This window comes from Cobetia sp. SIMBA_158 (genome assembly GCF_046566945.1).
Lineage (GTDB): Bacteria > Pseudomonadota > Gammaproteobacteria > Pseudomonadales > Halomonadaceae > Cobetia > Cobetia amphilecti.
On sequence record NZ_JAWJYL010000003.1, the window covers coordinates 395,881 to 412,259 of the forward strand.

Consider the following 16,379-nt stretch of genomic DNA (forward strand, 5'->3'; position numbering starts at 1 on the left):
CACGCCGCACCTGCCGACAGGCGACACCATGACCAATGAACTCATGACCGATGAACTCATGACCGATGAGATGAAAGCGGCACTCGCCGACCTGCCCAATATCGATGCCGAACACTGGCGACCGCTGGAGATCGATCGCCTGGTCGGGCCGGATGCCCCGCGTCACGCGCCGCGCATTCTGGTGCTGTACGGCTCCCTGCGTGAGCGTTCCTTCTCACGCTTCGCCGCCGAGGAAGCGGCGCGCCTGCTGCGCGCCTTCGGTGCCGAGGTGCGCCTTTACTCGCCGGCCGGCCTGCCACTGCCGGATGACTGCGAGGCCGACCATCCCAAGGTGCAGGAGCTGCGCGAGCTGGCCCAGTGGTCCGAGGGCATGCTGTGGGCGAGCCCGGAGCGCCACGGCGCGATGACCTCGATCATGAAGGCACAGATCGACTGGATTCCCCTGTCACTGGGCGGCGTGCGCCCCACCCAGGGCAAGACGCTGGCCATCCTGCAGGTCAGTGGCGGCAGCCAGAGCTTCAACAGCGTCAACCAGCTGCGCATTCTGGGCCGCTGGATGCGCATGCTGACCATCCCCAACCAGTCATCCGTGCCCAAGGCCTTCAATGAATTCGACGAGCATGGCCGCATGCGCCTGTCGCCGCTGTATCTGCGCATCGTCGATGTCTGTGAAGAGCTGATGAAGTTCACCTGGATGAACCGCGACCGCAGCGCCTATCTGACCGAGCGCTACTCGGAGCGTGTCGAGAGCGCCGAAGAGGTCTCCCGTCGCGTCAACCAGAGCACGATCTGACGCAATCCGCGGTCGCGCACGCGGCTTCTCACTTACTCTTCACCCTCGACAAGGAGACGTCATGCTTGCCTTGGCAATCTTCGCCATCACGCTGGCACTGGTGATCTGGCAGCCACGCGGGCTGGGCATCGGCACCAGCGCCCTCGGCGGCGCCGTGGTCGCGCTGGCCTGCGGTGTGGTCAATCTGCCGGATGTGCTGGTGGTCTGGGATATCGTCTGGGACGCCACCTTCACCTTCGTGGCGCTGATCATCATCTCGCTGATCCTCGATGAGGCGGGCTTCTTCAGCTGGGCGGCACTGCATGTCGCGCGCTGGGGCGGCGGCAATGGACGCAAGCTGTTTCCGCTCATCGTACTGCTGGGCGCGGTGATCGCGGCTTTCTTCGCCAATGATGGCGCCGCCCTGCTGCTGACGCCGATCGTGATCGCGATTCTGGTGCGCCTGGAATTCTCGGCGGCGGCCTCGCTGGCCTTCATCATCGCCACCGGCTTCGTGGCCGACTCCACCAGTCTGCCGCTGGTGATCTCGAACCTGGTCAACATCGTCAGTGCCAACTACTTCGACATCTCCTTCACGCATTATGCCGCCGTGATGGTGCCGGTCGATCTGATCGCGCTGGCCGCCACGCTGATCGTGCTGTGGCTGATGTTCCGCAAGGAGCTGCCCTCGCACTACGCGCTGGAGAAGCTCGAGGCACCGTCGAGCGCCATCAAGGACCGCCAGGTATTCCGCGCGGCCTTCCCGCTACTGGGGGTGCTGCTGGTGTCCTACTTCGTGACCGCGCCGCTGGGTATCCCACTCGCGGTCGTCACCGGCAGCGCCGCGCTGATTCTGCTGGTCATCGCCGGGCGCTGGCTGGGCAGTGGTGATGCCGTGATAGAACTCGGCCCGGTGCTGCGCGGTGCGCCGTGGCAGATCGTGCTGTTCTCGGTGGGCATGTATCTGGTGGTCTACGGGCTGGGCAATGCCGGCCTGACCGATCACGCCAGCGACATCCTCGCCTGGCTTGCGAGTCAAGGCAGCCTGATCGCCACTCTCGGCACCGGTGTACTGGCGGCTATCACCGCCTCGGTGATGAACAACATGCCTGCCACGCTGATCGGCGCGCTGGCCATCGACCACCTCACCGCGCAGCAGGTCAGTGACGCGACACATGAGCTGATGGTCTATGCCAACGTGATCGGCAATGACCTGGGGCCCAAGTTCACCCCGATCGGCAGTCTCGCCACACTGCTGTGGCTGCATGTGCTCGATCAGAAAGGCCATCACATCAGCTGGGGGCAGTACATGAAGGTCGGCCTGGTGCTGACGCCGCCGGTACTGATCGCCGCCCTGCTCGGCCTGTGGGCATGGCTGGGAGTGCTCAATAGCTGAGGGCGACAAGGGAAGATTAGTCAATACCAGGCAACAATAGTGTGAATTACACCGTAATTATCTCTTGTACGGTGACTGCCATACTGCGCGCCGTTGTCTGGTTTCCCCTACCCCTGGAGTCACTCATGAAGAAATTGATCGTCATCACCGGTGCCAGCGCCGGCATCGGAACTGCCATCGCTCGTGAACTCAGCGCTGCTGGGCACCCGCTGTTATTGCTGGCACGCCGCATAGAGGCACTCAAGGCGCTATCGCTGCCGAACACGCTGTGTGCCAGCGTCGATGTCTGTGACAAGGCCGCCATCGTATCGGCCATCGCCGAGGCTGAAGCCCGCTACGGTGACGTGGATTGCATGATCAATAATGCCGGTACCATGCTACTGGGCCAGATTGCCGACCAGGATCCGGCTGAGTTCCAGCGCATGCTGGACGTCAATGTGATGGGCGTCCTCAATGGCATGCAGGCCGTACTGGGCAAGATGAAGGCTCGCCAGGGTGGCACCATCATCAATATCAGCTCGGTCGCGGGGCGCAAGACCTTCCCGGGGCACGCGGCCTACTGCGGCACCAAGTTCGCGGTACACGCCATGAGTGAGAACGTGCGCGAGGAAGTGGCCGCCGACAATGTCCGCGTGATCACCATTGCCCCTGGTGCTGTCGAGACGGGGCTTATCGATCACACCTCAAGCGACGAGATCAAGGACGGCTACAAGGCGTGGAAACAGGATATGGGCGGCGTCCTGGCACCGCAGGATGTCGCAGCCAGCGTCCACTTTGCCTACCAACAGCCTCAGTCAGTGTGCATTCGTGAAATCGTGCTGGCACCCACAGGCCAACAGCCTTGACGCTACCCTCCTCATCCACCTTTACGTGCCCTTGACGGGATCCTGCTCGTAACCCAGCCCCTGCCGAGCTTCCTGGTGGGGGCTTTTTCATGGCGGACAGTCAGATCAGCCGCTGGCGACACACCCGATATCAGCATCTTCACCCTCAGCGGCGATCTGCTCACGCATCCACTCGCAGAATTGCTGCACGTGCCTGGCAGGCTGCGGATGATGGAACAGCCAATAGGCACGCTGGCGATTGGCGGCCATCTCGAACAGGCATTCCAGGGTGCCGTCCTCAAGCTCCTTGCGGATCAGGCGTGGCGGACACAGCGCGACTCCCTGCCCTGCGACCACCGCAGCACTCAGCAGACTGAAGTCCTGATAGAGATCGCCCTTGTCCAGCTGGGAGGGATACAGCCCGCAGTTGTTGAACCAGTCATGCCAGGGCTGGCGCGACTGATCGTGGATCAGCTCCAGCTTCAACAGGTCCGCCGGCTGGGTCGGGCGGCGGTGATGCTCCAGATACAGCGGGCTCGCCACCGGCTGGGTGGCCCCCGAGAACAAGCGGAACGCCTGTGATGCCTTGTCCGGAAGCTCGTCCTGCCAGGTGATCATCACATCGACCTCCGGCAACAATCCCCGCGCACTGATGCCGGCATATTGCAGGCTGACCGCGATATCGGGGCATTGCTCGCGAAAGCTGTTGAGCCGCGGGATCAGCCAGCGCACCGCCACCGAGGGGAGGCAGCTGACGCGCAGCTGACGCCGCTGATGCACGCCTTGTGGGTCGACCTCGAATTCGGCCACCGACTGCTCGATTCTGGCAAAGCCGGCCTGCAGGCCATCGGCCAGTCGGCGCCCGGCGTGTGACAGCACCACGCCGCGTCCGGCCCGCTCCAGCAGACTGACCTCCAGCGTGGCCTCCAGGCGGCGGATCTGGTGACTCACCGCCGACTGGGTGATGTTGAGCTCATCCGCAGCCGCGGTGATGCTCCCCAGGCGTGACACGACCTCGAAGGCATTGAGCGATGACAGACTGGGTCGCATGGGATGTCCTTGATGACTGGCCTGGCCGGGAGCCAGAAACCGGGTGCCGAGTGCCTGTGCCAAGCGCTGGGCTGAGTGCTTTGATGAGTGCTTGCGAGCAGCGACCTGATAGAAGAAAGGCGTCAACCAGCATGTGACGGCAACCCATGATATGAAGTCATAGGTTAAACGAAAAATGGTCAGTTTTCTGCAATCCACCTCATGGCTAAGGTGAAGGTGTCCGTGATATTGCCAGCTCCCCGCTGCTTGTTCCGCGCAAGCCTGCTGCAACACGACACCACTGGTGAACAATAACAAGACGCCTCGGCGTCACCATGAGGTCTCCTAGGATGAACTTACCTGTCCTGCTGTCGTTCGGGCTCTATCTGCTGCTGATGCTGGGCATCGGCATCTACTTCTATCGCATCACCCACAATCTGTCGGATTACATACTCGGGGGACGCGGCTTGCCGCCAAGCGTCGCGGCCTTGAGTGCCGGCGCTTCCGATCTCAGCGGCTGGGCCCTGATGGGCCTGCCCGGCGCCATCTTCAGTGGTGGCCTCTCGCAAGCCTGGATCGCGGTCTGGACCCTGGTCGGCGTCTACCTGAACTGGACCCTGGTCGCCGAGCGACTGCGCGTGTTCACCGAAGCGGCCGGCAATGCGCTGACGGTGCCGGATTATCTGGAAGCGCGTTTCGAGGACCGCTCACGCGTGCTGCGTACCCTGTCTTCCGTGGTCATGCTGGTGTTCTTCACCTTCTATGTCTCGGCGGGTCTGGTCGGTGGTGCCGTGCTGTTCGAAGGTCTCTTCGACATCGATTACCACGTCGCACTGTGGTTGGGCGCGCTGGTCATCGTCGGCTATACCTTCCTCGGTGGCTTCCTCGCCGCTTCGTGGACCGACCTCATCCAGGGCCTGATGATGGCCGCCTCGCTGTGTGCCGTGGCTGCCATGACGGCAGTGGCGCTGTTCGGCGATGGCGCAGCCGCCCCGGCAGCGGCGCAGGATGTCGCCCCCATCGGTGGCCTGATGGAAGGCGTGACCTTCCTGGGCATGCTGTCGCTGGCCGGCTGGGCAATCGGCTACTGTGGCCAGCCACACGTCGTGGTGCGTTTCATGGCCGTGCGCAAGCGTGAAGATATCAAGGTGTCGCGGCGTATCGCCCTGCTGTGGTCCGCCATCACCATGGCGGCTGCGGTATCAGTGGGCGTGCTAGGTTACTACTGGTTCGGCGGTGAGCTGGGTGGCGGTCTCACGGACAGCGAGCGTGTCTTCATCTCCCTGAGCCAGATCATGCTCAACCCCTGGGTGGCAGGCTTCATTCTGGCCGGTGTCCTGGCCGCGATCATGAGCACCGTCGATTCCCAGCTGCTGGTCTGCTCCAGCGCCATCGCCGAAGACATCTACCGTGGCCTGATTCGCCCCAAGGCAACGCAGAAGGAGCTGGTCTGGCTGAGCCGTGCCAGCGTGATCGGCATCGCACTGCTCGCCACCGTGATGGGCAGCGAGCGTGACAGCAGCATCCTGGGCCTGGTGTCCTACGCCTGGGGTGGCTTCGGCGCCGCCTTCGGTCCCGTCATCCTGCTGTCACTGTTCTGGCGTGGCATGACCCGCAATGGCGCCATCGCCGGCCTGCTGGTCGGTGCCCTCACCGTCGCGATCTGGAAGCCGCTGAGCGGCGGCCCGCTGGAGATATTCGACATGTTCGAGGTCGTGCCCGGCTTCCTGTTCGCCCTGATCGCCGTCGTCCTCGTCAGCCGCATGAACGCAGAACCTGCCGCCAGTGCCTGCTTCGACCGTCTGATGAAGCACTGGCGCCGCGAACAGGCATGACCCCGCGCAGGGGGACCGAGAACCTCCCCCTGTGCCCTGCAGATACCGCCACTGCCGGCCATGACACTTGCCGGCAGTGCACGAAAGCCCCCAGCCGGGCAGCGAATTTCAGGTTGTCCGGCCTGGTCATCAGATCCAATTTCGATTTACGAGGAGTCCTGTCATGAGTGATGTACCTGCCGCCTATCAAGCCAGCAAGGGTTCGATTCTGGACGTCGATCGCGACTTCTACGACAGCCTCACCGAAGGCAAGGCCGAGCGCACACTGGTCGCGACCCATACCGTGCCGCTGCGCGATGGCCTGGCGTGGGAAGTGCCGGCGGGCCACGTGCTGCGCATCAAGATCACCGAGGGTTCACAGGTCGGCGATTTCAACATGTGGAACCTGCAAAACCCGCGTGAGCGCATGTGGGCGTCTCGCACCCGTCAGCTGCAGCGCGCGCATGTCAGCACCTATGATCGCCTGTGGTCCACACTACCCTACCTGCGCCCAATGGCGACCATCATCGATGACACCCTCGCCGACTATGGCGTCGATGCAGAAGGCGGCCGCGTGCATGACTTGCTGGGTACGCGCTGCGACCCCTACGTCAATCGCCTGCTGACCGGCGAGGACTTCGATCACCACTGCCACTCCAACCTGGTGCGCGCGGTGGAGCCCTGGGGCCTGACCGAATTCGATATCCATGATGTGCTCAACATCTTCCAGTGCACCGGCCTCAACAATGAAGACAAGTACTTCATGAAGGCCTGCCCGGCACGCAAGGGCGATTACCTGGAGTTCTTCGCCGAGACGGACCTGCTGTGCGCGATGTCCTGCTGCCCGGGCGGCGATCTGTCAGTGGACCTGTGGGGCCCTGATGCGCGTGACCCGCTCGAGACCTGCAACCCGCTCGGTGTCGAGATCTATCGACTGGAAGGCGATGTTCTCGCAGACTGGGAGTCGCCCAAGGTCGCGGCTTACGCCGGCAATCACGGCCGCCAGCACCCCACCACCGATTGGGCCGCCATCAAGCGTGAACGCTGCTGCTGATGCGGCTTCTGGTACGCTGATCGCCTTTATCGGGTACTGATGTGACAAAGCCCCCTGCCGAGACTCTCGACAGGGGGCTTTGCCTTTCATGTACGGGCATCGCCGCCTCACCCTCGGCTTGTCTGCTCATACAAACGGCGATGTTCGGCGTGCAGCGATGTCCACAGCGGCGCCATGCGGGCGATCAGATAAGGATCAAACTGCTTGCCGGATTCCTCGCTGAACAATCCGACCAGACGCTTCAACGACCAGCCCGGCTTGTAGGCGCGCGGCGAGGCCAGGGCATCGAAGACATCCATCATCGCGGCCACCTGACAATGCAGTGGCAAGGCCCCCCCGGCGGACCCGGCAGGATAGCCTTGGCCATTCCAGCCCTCGTGGTGGGTGATCGCCACCAGGCTGGCCAGCGCTCTCAGGGGGCCGCGCAGCGTAAACAACAGGCGTCCGCCATGACTGGCATGATCGCGCATCGTGACTCGCTCCTCATCACTGAGCGCACGCGGGGCATTCAGAAGCTCCGTCGAGATGCCGACCTTGCCGATATCATGCAGCAAGGCCGCGCTATGCAGGTCATGCAGTGGCACCTTGCGCTGACCGGACGGCAACAGCCTTGCGTAGAGAAATACCGTCAGCCCCGCCACCCGCCAGGAATGCGCCAGGGTATCGCCATGATGACGATGAAGGAGGCGCGCCAGGGCCAGGACCCCGGGTTCGAGCGTCTTCGCCCCGGGGGGCGGCTTGAAGAGGTAATCCGGCAAGCAGGCATCACCGGCGGGCGCGAATCGCGTCGCGCACAGGGCATTTTTCATGGGGGCTCCCTGTTCAATCTGCCTATCAAGGGTCGTGAGTCATCAGGGGGGCGCATGATCGATGCGCCAGATAGGGTCGCATCAGCCCGGAATGACGAACGCCTATTTGTCGTTCGTTTTTTTAGATTTGTGTTTCATATCCGTCTCGCAAGCTCGGGCCTTCATATCCGCTTCGAAGACCAGCTCTTCCAAGACCCTGCACCTGCTAAAAAGGACTTGCTAAAAAGGGCTTGATAGACAGCACTTGATAGAAAGCACGCGATAAAAAGTACCTGGTGAATATTAGGCGATAATAATGACGTGTCTCAATGTTTCCTTCATCAAATCTTTACCTTATTCGTATTGCAGCATGACGCATACCGCGCTCAGAGACGCGCGCATATCATCTCGCGAACCATTCCAGCAGATGCTCGATCAAGCGCACCGTGCGCAGCGGGCGATGGCGCTCACGATGATAGATCAATGACAACGGCACATCCGCCGGCTGCCAGTCACTCAGCAACTCCTGCAGCTCTCCTCTCGCGATGGCTGATTCACAGTAGAGCCTGGGCACGCGAATGATGCCATTGCCGGCGATGGCACCACTGACCAGCACATGCCCGTTGCGGCACTCAAGCTGGCCACCCACGTCCACCTGCAACTCGCGAGGCTCTGCCCCGCGTGCGGTGAAGGACCAGCGCGAGACCGAGCCGACCAGGCAGCGGTGATCCACCAGCTCACCGGGCGTATTCGGCGCGCCACGCCGAGCGAGATAGTCGGGGCTCGCCACTACCACGTAGGGCAGTGTCATCAGCGGACGCGCGATGAAATCGGCATCCTCGAGGGCGCCCATGCGCAGGGCGATATCGAAATCATCACGAATCAGGTTCACGCGATGACTGCTGAAATCCAGCTCCACCTGCACTTGCGGCCAGGTCTGCATGAAGGCGTGCACGGCAGGTGCCAGCAGCCGCTCGCCGATCGGCCCACCGACGCTGTTGATGCGCAGCCTCCCGCGCATGGCGTTGCGCTCCTCACGTACCAGCGTGACGATCTGGGTGATGTCGCCCAACGCACTGCGACACTGCGCATGCAGCAGATGACCGCTCTCGGTGAGTCGCAACGAGCGTGTCGAACGCTGCATCAGCGACACGCCCAGTGCCTGTTCAAGCGCAGTGACCTGTTTGGAGACCTGCGACCGCGACACGCCCAACTGCTCGGCGGCGCGGGTGAAGCTGCCATGATCCGCCGTCATGACGAAGGCACGAATATCGGCCAGAGGAAGCGACTCGAGCATGGGGCTCTCCAGAGGTGTGATGTCGAGAGGGAACACAGAGGCAGGCACGCCAAGACAATCAGTCGAAGATACTCGACCGAAGACATGCGATCGAAGACAGTCAGTGACAGAGCATCATGCCAGCAGTCTACCAGCCGCATCGACGTCTTCAGCGGCAGCGCAGGCTTTCATCACGAAGTCTCCCTGACGACGAGTGGCGCGTGGGATCTTGAACGGTAAACAATACATGCAAAAAGGGGCGCTGATGAGCGCCCCTTTTTATTTCTAGATCACCAGTCTATTACCAGATCACCAGTCTATGGCCAGGTCACCAGATCACCCGACTTCCGAAACTGGCTTATATCGTCTGTCTTGCCTGTCTGGATGTCGTGACTTTCTGTATGTCATGACTTTCTATATGTCGTGACTATCCTGGCATCTAGCCGCCCTTGGCGAGTCAGCCTGCCAGAGAGGGCCGCATTACCAGCCGACACTGGCCGACAGGGTGATTTCCATCGGGTCACCCACCAGCACGCGGGTATCGCCGCCGCTACCGTAGTAGTAGCCAGTATCGAACAGATTCTTCGCATTCAGCTTGAATTCGGTGTCCGGGCCGAAGAAGTAATGACGCCAGCCGACGAAGGCATCTGCCACGGTGTAGGCATCCATCGAGAAGCTGTTGTCATCATCGCCTTCACGCTCGCCGACATAGCGCACGCCACCGCCGACACGCCACTCGCCGTAGGACGGATCGATCGCCAGATCATGTGCCAGATAGAGGCTGGCCGCATTGAGCGCCGCATTCGGCAGACGATTGCCCTCGGTGCCTTCGGTATCCTCCAGCACTTCGGTATCGGTGTAGGCGTAGCTGAACAGCAAGGAAGTGCGATCCGTCAGGGCCCCTTCGAGGCTGAATTCCAGGCCTTGCGAGCCGGCTTCACCGATGGTGCGAGTCACACCATTGTCAGTGACTGCGACGTTTTCCTTGCGGATCTGGTAGAGCGCCACGGAGGTCGCCAGACGCGGATTCCACTGACGCTTGTAGCCGATCTCGTAGCCCTTGCCGAGCTCGGGGTCGAGGCTCTCGCCGCTGTCACTGTCGCTGCCGTTCGACACGAAGGATTCGCTGTAGCTAATGTAGGCGGAGCTGGCATCGTCGATGCGATAGAGAAGATTCGCGGAGGGCAGGAACAGGTCGTCGCTGTAATCGGGGTCAGACACGAAGTCCTCGCCCTGCCCGCTCTGCTGATCGAACCAGGTGTAGCGCCCGCCAAGGCCCAGAATCCACTTGTCGGTCAGATACCAGCGGTCGCTGACATAGACCCCGATGGCCTGGGTCTCGTCGAGACGATTGCTGCGCGAGGTATTGATGTCGTCGGAGGTCACCTGGGCCAGCTGGCCGTGGTTCACGCCAGTGACGGTGGAGACCGTGACGGAATCGCCGAAATAGCGCTCATCCAGATAGTCGCGAGTGGTCTCGTAGTCCGCCCCGATGACCAGCTGGTGACGCTGGCCCGCGATCTCGACATCGCCCATGGCGTCCAGCGCCGTGTAGTGCTCGCTGCGATCATAGCCCTGGTTCTCTTCGGCGCGCACGGTCACATCGCCGCTGTCGCTGACGTCGGTGACATTGGCGCGCGCGTCACTGTACTGGCGACGCGTCCAGCCGTAGGTCAGCTTCATGTCCCAGTTGTCGGTGACTTCCTGCTTCCACCAGGCATTGACGGACTCGTCATGGCCATAGACGCGGTTCCAGGATTCATCGAAACGCGTGCCACGCGTGACGTTGGCGGCGCTGCCGTTGTAGAAGACGGTGCCACGATCGATATCCAGCTCGTAATCCTGGTACTCGTAGCTGATCTGGGCACTGCTGTGCTCGCCTTCCCAACGCAGTGACGGGGCAATGGTGGTGCGACGGTCATTGCCGTATTCGCGCCAGGAGTCTTCATCTTCATGCGAGAGGATGAAGCGATAAGCCAGGCCGGTATCCTCGATGGGGCCGGTGGTGTCCAGGGTGGTATTGCCACCGCCGAAGGAGCTGACCTCGCCGCTGATCTCGGTGTGCGTCTCGTATTGCGGACGCTTGGTGACCATATTGATCACGCCGCCGGGGTTCTGCTGGCCCTGGAAGAGCGATGACGGCCCCTTGAGTACCTCGACGTGGTCCACGGTCGCCGTGGTGTAGGTACGGCGCGGCTGACGGATGCCATCGATCAGCATCGAACCATCGCTGTTGCTGCCGAAGCCTCGCTTGACGAAGCCGTCTTCGGTGCCCCCCAGGGTGTTGCCCAGCTGGATACCCGCGACCGGCTGCAGCGCCTCTTCCAGATCATCCAGATTGAAATCATGCATGACCTGCTGGGTCACGACATTGATGGTGCGCGCCTGCTCGAGGAAGTCCACCGATTGCTTGTTGGCCAGGCTCGAGGCCTCGGCGCGATAGCTGCCCGGCGCCACTTCGCCTTCACGCTCTCCGGTCACCACGATCACCGAATTCGCGACTGGCGACTCGCTTGAGGTGGCGCCCTCTGCCGCCAGCGAAGTGGCCGGCAATGCCATCAGGCTGAAGATCAGGCAGGAGAAATGTCCCTTGTTCGTGCTTGCAGCGCTATCCCGAGAATGATTTGGCACCTGAAAACCCTTTGTACGCGATGCGACAGCGTCCTGCTGAACCACACCTTTCCTCTGCTCGATGAGCAGAAAGTGGCCATGACTGACGCCCCCCGCGCCAGCAAATGAATCGCGAATGCTAATCTTTATCAAATGCTACCGCAACGAAAAATGCGTGATTTTTCCGCGGAATGACCTGGGCTTTGCCTTATTTAACGCTCAGCAAACCTCTATTTGCGTAATTGTACTGACATCGGTGCGTCACACGCGCAATGCACGACGTCAGAACGTGGGAGCAATGACACAAGGCTTGGGAAACGCCGCATTGACACAGGGAGAATGGGCGCTCTACTCTGCACAAGTAGAACGAACACTCTCCCTCGTTGATTCGACCATGGCACCGACATGATCCAGCACGATATCGCCGCCCGCCTGGAGACGCTCTTCAGCCAGCGCGGCTTCGCAGAACCGAGTGTTGCCGAGCTCAAGGCAGCGTCAGACGTGAGTCTGCGCACCCTCTATCGCCACTTCCCCTCCAAGGAGAGCATGGTGACCGGTGCGCTTCAACATCGCCACGAGCGCTACATGGCCTTCCTCGAAGAGGGAGTGCCCGCGGATGGCGCTGCGGCGCTCAGCCACCTCTACCAGCGGCTGGGCCACTGGATGGCGTTCGAGGCACCCAATGGCTGCATGTCGGTCAATGCCCTGGCGGCCTTTCCCGACAACCCGCAGGTGCGCGAGGCCGTCGACCGCCACAAGCACGAGACTCTCGAGTGGCTCGGCCAACGCAGCCGCCGCGAGGACCTCGCCACCGAGCTGTTCCTGATCCATGAAGGCGCCTCCTCCGCCTGGCTGGTGCTGGGCGAGAAGGCCATCGAGGCCGCACTTTCCACCACACTGACCCTACTGGGAGCACCCCACCGATGAGCTCACTTGCCACAAGCAAAGACAGCATGCACGGCGTCTACCTGACCGGCCATGGCGGCCCGGAAGCGCTGGAAGTGCGTGACGACATTCCTCGCCCGACTCCCGGCCCGCGTGACGTGCTGGTGCGGGTCGGCGCGGCTGGCGTCAACAATACCGACCTCAACACGCGGCTGGCCTGGTACTCCAAGGGCAATGGCGAGGCAGAGGATGCCAGCTGGTCCGGGCAGCCGATCCATTTCCCGCGCGTCCAGGGGGCCGATATCTGCGGCGAGATCGTCGCGGTCGGCTCTGATGTCAGCCAGGCGCGCCTTGGCGAGCGTGTGCTGATCGAGCCCTGCCTGAGGGAGCACGACGGCCAGCCGCTGGAGTCCGCCTGGTATATCGGCGCCGAATGCGATGGCGGCTTCGCCGAATACACCCGGGTAGCGGCGCGCCATGCCCTGCGCGTCGAGAGCTCACTCAGCGATGTGGAACTCGCCTCCTTCCCCTGCTCCTACTCCACCGCCGAGAACATGCTGACCCGCGCACAGCTTGCCAAGGGCGAGCGCGTGTTGATCACCGGCGCCTCCGGTGGGGTCGGCTCCGCGGCCGTCCAGCTCGCCAAGGCCCGTGGTGCCCATGTAATAGCCGTGACCAGCGCGGCCAAGGCCGATGCCCTGCGCGATCTCGGAGCCGATGACATCGTGCTGCGCGATCAGCCACTCGACGAGGCGCTCAACGGCCGCAGTGTCGAGGTGGTCATCGATCTGGTGGGCGGCCCGCAATGGCCGCAACTGCTGGATATCCTGGGCTACAAGGGGCGCTACGCCGTCGCGGGCGCCATCGGTGGCGAGATGGTGGAACTCGACCTGCGCACGCTGTACCTGAAGGACTTGAGCTTCTTCGGCTGCACGGTGCTGGAACCGGAGGTCTTCCCCAATCTCGTGCGCCATATCGAGCAAGGCAACATCAAGCCGCTGGTCGCTGACACCTTCGCGCTGGCCGAGATAGCCACCGCTCAGGAGGTCTTCCAGCAGAAAGGTCACGTAGGCAAGGTCGTGCTCAAGGTCCGTCAGGACTGAAAGCGCCCTGCTCGGACGACTGGCCAGAACGCAAAAGGGCTACCCGATGGGTAGCCCTTGTTGTGACTGAACGCTCATTGCTCGACGGGCATTGCTTGACGGTCACTGCCTGACAACAAGACAGCCAGACAATCGCGTCGCGATAATCAGTCGCTACGCTTGTCTTCGGTGTTGGTCTCGAAGTCGCTCGCCGAGTGGCGTTCGATCAACTGCTCCTGCGGCTCTCCCCAGAAACGATTGACCATGCGACCCCGCTTGACCGCCGGGCGTTCGGCAATCGACCTGGCCCAGCGCTGCACGTGCGTGTAGTCCTGCACGGAAAGGAACTCGGCGGCGTCATAGAGCTTGCCTTCGACAAGTGCGCCATACCAGGCATAAATGGCGATATCCGCGATGCTGTATTCGTCACCGGCGATGTAGGCATTGTCGGCCAGCTGACGATCCAGCACGTCCAGTTGACGCTTGGTCTCCATCGCGAAGCGGTTGATCGGGTACTCGAGCTTCTCCGGGGCGTAGGCATAGAAGTGGCCAAAACCACCGCCCAGGTACGGCGCAGAGCCCATCTGCCAGAACAGCCAGTTCATGACTTCGACACGCTTGGCGGGGTCCTTGGGGATCAAGGCGCCAAACTTCTCGGCCAGATGCAGCAGGATGGAGCCGGATTCGAACACCCGAATCGGCGTCTCGCCGCTTCTGTCCATCAGCGCGGGGATCTTGGAATTGGGATTGATCGCGACGAAATCACTGCCGAACTGATCGCCCTCGCCAATACGGATCGGCCAGGCATCGTATTCCGCACCGCTATGCCCGAGCGCCAGCAGCTCCTCGAACATGATGGTGACCTTCACGCCGTTGGGTGTCGCCATGGAGTAGAGCTGGAAGGGATGCTCGCCGACCGGCAGCGCCTTGTCATGCGTCGGGCCCGCGATCGGCCGATTGGTACTGGCGAACTTGCCGCCACTCTCGCTTTCCCATGTCCAGACCTTGGGTGGCTGATAACTGTCGCTCATACCCTTGACTCCTTGGCATCCTGTTGAAGCTTCAAGACTGACGCTTCAAGACTTCGGTGGCGTCAGACACGTCGGCGTGGCGCCGCTCTGACTCGGTAGACAAGTTATGAAGGTAAGGCGCTCGTGACACAAGGGGATGAAATGACAAGATTTTGTTGCTAGAATGCCACCAGTTTTTGGGGAGTAGCCCGCTTTCGTCACCCAACGAGAGTCTCGGATGTCAACATAGTCGGCAGGCATTGCCGTGGCACCGAGGACCCACCTATCCGATCATGCCCGTGATCAGTCAGGACGAGGTTCGGCGAGACCAATGACAGTCAGACGCTTCCGGCCGGTGGTGTCTTTCTGTTATTGACTCGCAACCGGCCTGGAACATCCTGACTCATGCCTCTGCTACCGACATTTCTGCTCGCCTTCTCCATGTCCTGCGACGCCTTTGCTGCCGCCCTGTGCAAGGGAGCCGCCATACGTCGTCCCTCTCTGAAAGACGCCCTGCGTATCGGCCTCATCTTCGGGGTCATCGAAGCCATCACGCCCGTGATCGGCTGGCTGATCGGTCGCTCACTGGCCGTCTACGTCGAACAGTGGGACCACTGGATCGCCTTCGCCCTGCTGCTGCTGCTCGGTCTGCACATGATTCATGAAGGGCTTTCCAAGGACGAGGAAGACGAGGACTGCACCACCCCGCAGTCGTTGCCCCGCCTGATGCTGACCGGCCTTTCCACCAGTATCGATGCCATGGCCGTGGGTGCCGGGCTTGCCTTTGCGGGCGTGAACATCGTCACCACTGCGCTGGCGATCGGTTCCGCCACCTTCGTGATGGCCACCACCGGCGTGATGCTGGGTGGTGTGCTGGGCAAGATGGTCGGCAAGCGCGCAGAAATCATCGGTGGCCTGGTGCTGATCGGCATCGGCACGACCATCCTGCTGGATCACACCGGCTACTTGGGTTGATCCTCTGCTGAAAAGCGCCCCGAACGGCCCCGTGGCGGCCCTTGGCGATGAACGCACCGTCGCGTTGCGCCAAGGGCCCCCTTGAAAACCCTGACAATGGCGTCATTCAAGGGGGACACATGGCGTATCCTGTCGCTGGTCATTCAAGGCGCTTGATTTCTGAGATACGTGATATCCCAGATACGTGATATCCCGACACGTGATATCCGCCGCCTGATCAGCAGTGACATGAAAGCCAACGCCGTGATCTTCCAAAGGGAGTCAGATTGCATGTATACACGCAAGCTTCATCCAGGCAGTGAATTCCCGGCCATCCAGGTCAAACGCAGCGACGGTGAGGCACTGACCCTCGGCAGGCCCCAGGGCGAGCATGACTGGCAGCTGGTCGTGGTCTATCGCGGCAAGCATTGCCCGATCTGCACCAAGTTTCTCAACAAGCTGGAGAACTATCGCGAGCGCTTCAGCGCCCAGGGCGTCGATCTGGTCGCCGTGTCTGCCGATGATGAGCAGCAGCTCACGCAGCATCGCGAGTCGCTGGAGGTCAACTTCCCGCTCGCGTATGGGCTGACCCTCGAACAGATGCAATCGCTGGGACTGTTCATCTCGACGCCGCGCAGCGCAAAGGAAACCGATCACGACTTCCCGGAGCCTGCCTTCTTCATCGTCAATGGCGAAGGCAAGATCCAGATTCAGGAGATCGCCAACGCGCCCTTCGTGCGCCCTGATCTGGATACCCTCATCGGGGGCATCGAGTTCATCCGCAAGCCAGATAATGACTACCCGATTCGCGGCACCCGCGATTACGACTGAATCCTTCAGGGTTCACGCCGTCACACAGACGCCCCGCAGCCTCGTGCTGCGGGG

At 61.8% G+C, this 16,379-nt stretch carries 14 protein-coding genes; 9 read left to right on the forward strand and 5 right to left on the reverse strand.

Translation table 11 applies throughout. The annotated features are described in order from the left end of the window. Positions 1-70 precede the first annotated feature (70 nt). The 3 genes from arsH to R2R70_RS07640 all read left to right on the forward strand — a co-directional run bounded on the left by arsH (position 71) and on the right by R2R70_RS07640 (position 3,013). Complete coding sequence (gene arsH / locus R2R70_RS07630) at positions 71-793, forward strand: arsenical resistance protein ArsH (RefSeq protein ID WP_378080066.1); 723 nt, start codon at positions 71-73, stop codon at positions 791-793. Between the two features lie 61 nt (positions 794-854). Then, positions 855-2,168, forward strand: a complete 1,314-nt coding sequence (locus tag R2R70_RS07635) for an arsenic transporter (RefSeq protein ID WP_410977727.1) — start codon at positions 855-857, stop codon at positions 2,166-2,168. Positions 2,169-2,293: 125 nt separating this feature from the next. Continuing rightward, the gene (locus tag R2R70_RS07640; RefSeq protein WP_410977728.1) at positions 2,294-3,013 is read left to right on the forward strand and encodes an SDR family oxidoreductase; all 720 of its coding nucleotides are present in this window, start codon (positions 2,294-2,296) and stop codon (positions 3,011-3,013) included. 105 nt (positions 3,014-3,118) lie between these two features. On the opposite strand, the gene R2R70_RS07645 is transcribed toward R2R70_RS07640, so the two are convergent. Further along, positions 3,119-4,042: a LysR substrate-binding domain-containing protein gene (locus R2R70_RS07645; RefSeq protein WP_410977729.1), complete on the reverse strand. Its 924-nt coding sequence runs from the start codon at positions 4,040-4,042 to the stop codon at positions 3,119-3,121. 329 nt (positions 4,043-4,371) lie between these two features. Here R2R70_RS07645 and putP point away from each other — a divergent pair, with 329 nt between their 5' ends. Together putP and R2R70_RS07655 are read left to right on the forward strand one after the other, a co-directional pair. Further along, entirely contained in the window at positions 4,372-5,856 is a 1,485-nt protein-coding gene (putP, locus tag R2R70_RS07650; RefSeq protein ID WP_216060284.1) for a sodium/proline symporter PutP, read from the forward strand. Positions 5,857-6,019: 163 nt separating this feature from the next. Beyond that, positions 6,020-6,889, forward strand: a complete 870-nt coding sequence (locus tag R2R70_RS07655) for an urea carboxylase-associated family protein (protein WP_216060285.1) — start codon at positions 6,020-6,022, stop codon at positions 6,887-6,889. Between the two features lie 107 nt (positions 6,890-6,996). Here the strand turns inward: R2R70_RS07655 and R2R70_RS07660 are convergent, their stop codons facing one another. From R2R70_RS07660 to R2R70_RS07670, 3 genes are all read right to left on the reverse strand, one after another. After that, positions 6,997-7,698, reverse strand: coding sequence for an HD-GYP domain-containing protein (locus R2R70_RS07660; protein ID WP_216060286.1), 702 nt, complete (start codon positions 7,696-7,698; stop codon positions 6,997-6,999). A 382-nt stretch (positions 7,699-8,080) separates the two neighbouring features. Further along, positions 8,081-8,974: a LysR family transcriptional regulator gene (locus tag R2R70_RS07665; protein WP_216060287.1), complete on the reverse strand. Its 894-nt coding sequence runs from the start codon at positions 8,972-8,974 to the stop codon at positions 8,081-8,083. 459 nt (positions 8,975-9,433) lie between these two features. Beyond that, positions 9,434-11,584: a TonB-dependent siderophore receptor gene (locus tag R2R70_RS07670; RefSeq protein WP_410977730.1), complete on the reverse strand. Its 2,151-nt coding sequence runs from the start codon at positions 11,582-11,584 to the stop codon at positions 9,434-9,436. Between the two features lie 384 nt (positions 11,585-11,968). Here R2R70_RS07670 and R2R70_RS07675 point away from each other — a divergent pair, with 384 nt between their 5' ends. Next, on the forward strand, positions 11,969-12,490 hold the full coding sequence (locus R2R70_RS07675) for a TetR/AcrR family transcriptional regulator (RefSeq protein WP_216060288.1): 522 nt from the start codon (positions 11,969-11,971) through the stop codon (positions 12,488-12,490). Beyond that, on the forward strand, positions 12,487-13,551 hold the full coding sequence (locus tag R2R70_RS07680) for an alcohol dehydrogenase family protein (RefSeq protein WP_216060289.1): 1,065 nt from the start codon (positions 12,487-12,489) through the stop codon (positions 13,549-13,551). Before R2R70_RS07675 ends, R2R70_RS07680 begins: the two co-directional genes overlap by 4 nt. Before the next feature lie 146 nt (positions 13,552-13,697). Here the strand turns inward: R2R70_RS07680 and yghU are convergent, their stop codons facing one another. Continuing rightward, positions 13,698-14,561: a glutathione-dependent disulfide-bond oxidoreductase gene (gene yghU, locus R2R70_RS07685; RefSeq protein WP_216060290.1), complete on the reverse strand. Its 864-nt coding sequence runs from the start codon at positions 14,559-14,561 to the stop codon at positions 13,698-13,700. A 384-nt stretch (positions 14,562-14,945) separates the two neighbouring features. Here yghU and R2R70_RS07690 point away from each other — a divergent pair, with 384 nt between their 5' ends. Together R2R70_RS07690 and R2R70_RS07695 are read left to right on the forward strand one after the other, a co-directional pair. After that, entirely contained in the window at positions 14,946-15,515 is a 570-nt protein-coding gene (locus R2R70_RS07690; protein WP_216060291.1) for a manganese efflux pump MntP family protein, read from the forward strand. Between the two features lie 270 nt (positions 15,516-15,785). Next, positions 15,786-16,325 (forward strand): redoxin domain-containing protein, encoded by a 540-nt coding sequence (locus R2R70_RS07695; protein ID WP_216060292.1) that lies wholly within the window; start codon positions 15,786-15,788, stop codon positions 16,323-16,325. The last annotated feature ends 54 nt before the right edge of the window (positions 16,326-16,379 follow it).

Coding starts and splice junctions, on each gene's coding strand:
- arsH (WP_378080066.1), top strand. CDS start 71: ATGAAAGCGGCACTCGCCGACCTGCCCAATATCGATGCCGAACACTGG.
- R2R70_RS07665 (WP_216060287.1), bottom strand. CDS start 8,974: ATGCTCGAGTCGCTTCCTCTGGCCGATATTCGTGCCTTCGTCATGACG.
- putP (WP_216060284.1), top strand. CDS start 4,372: ATGAACTTACCTGTCCTGCTGTCGTTCGGGCTCTATCTGCTGCTGATG.
- yghU (WP_216060290.1), bottom strand. CDS start 14,561: ATGAGCGACAGTTATCAGCCACCCAAGGTCTGGACATGGGAAAGCGAG.
- R2R70_RS07645 (WP_410977729.1), bottom strand. CDS start 4,042: ATGCGACCCAGTCTGTCATCGCTCAATGCCTTCGAGGTCGTGTCACGC.
- R2R70_RS07680 (WP_216060289.1), top strand. CDS start 12,487: ATGAGCTCACTTGCCACAAGCAAAGACAGCATGCACGGCGTCTACCTG.
- R2R70_RS07675 (WP_216060288.1), top strand. CDS start 11,969: ATGATCCAGCACGATATCGCCGCCCGCCTGGAGACGCTCTTCAGCCAG.
- R2R70_RS07695 (WP_216060292.1), top strand. CDS start 15,786: ATGTATACACGCAAGCTTCATCCAGGCAGTGAATTCCCGGCCATCCAG.
- R2R70_RS07635 (WP_410977727.1), top strand. CDS start 855: ATGCTTGCCTTGGCAATCTTCGCCATCACGCTGGCACTGGTGATCTGG.
- R2R70_RS07640 (WP_410977728.1), top strand. CDS start 2,294: ATGAAGAAATTGATCGTCATCACCGGTGCCAGCGCCGGCATCGGAACT.
- R2R70_RS07690 (WP_216060291.1), top strand. CDS start 14,946: ATGCCTCTGCTACCGACATTTCTGCTCGCCTTCTCCATGTCCTGCGAC.
- R2R70_RS07660 (WP_216060286.1), bottom strand. CDS start 7,698: ATGAAAAATGCCCTGTGCGCGACGCGATTCGCGCCCGCCGGTGATGCC.
- R2R70_RS07655 (WP_216060285.1), top strand. CDS start 6,020: ATGAGTGATGTACCTGCCGCCTATCAAGCCAGCAAGGGTTCGATTCTG.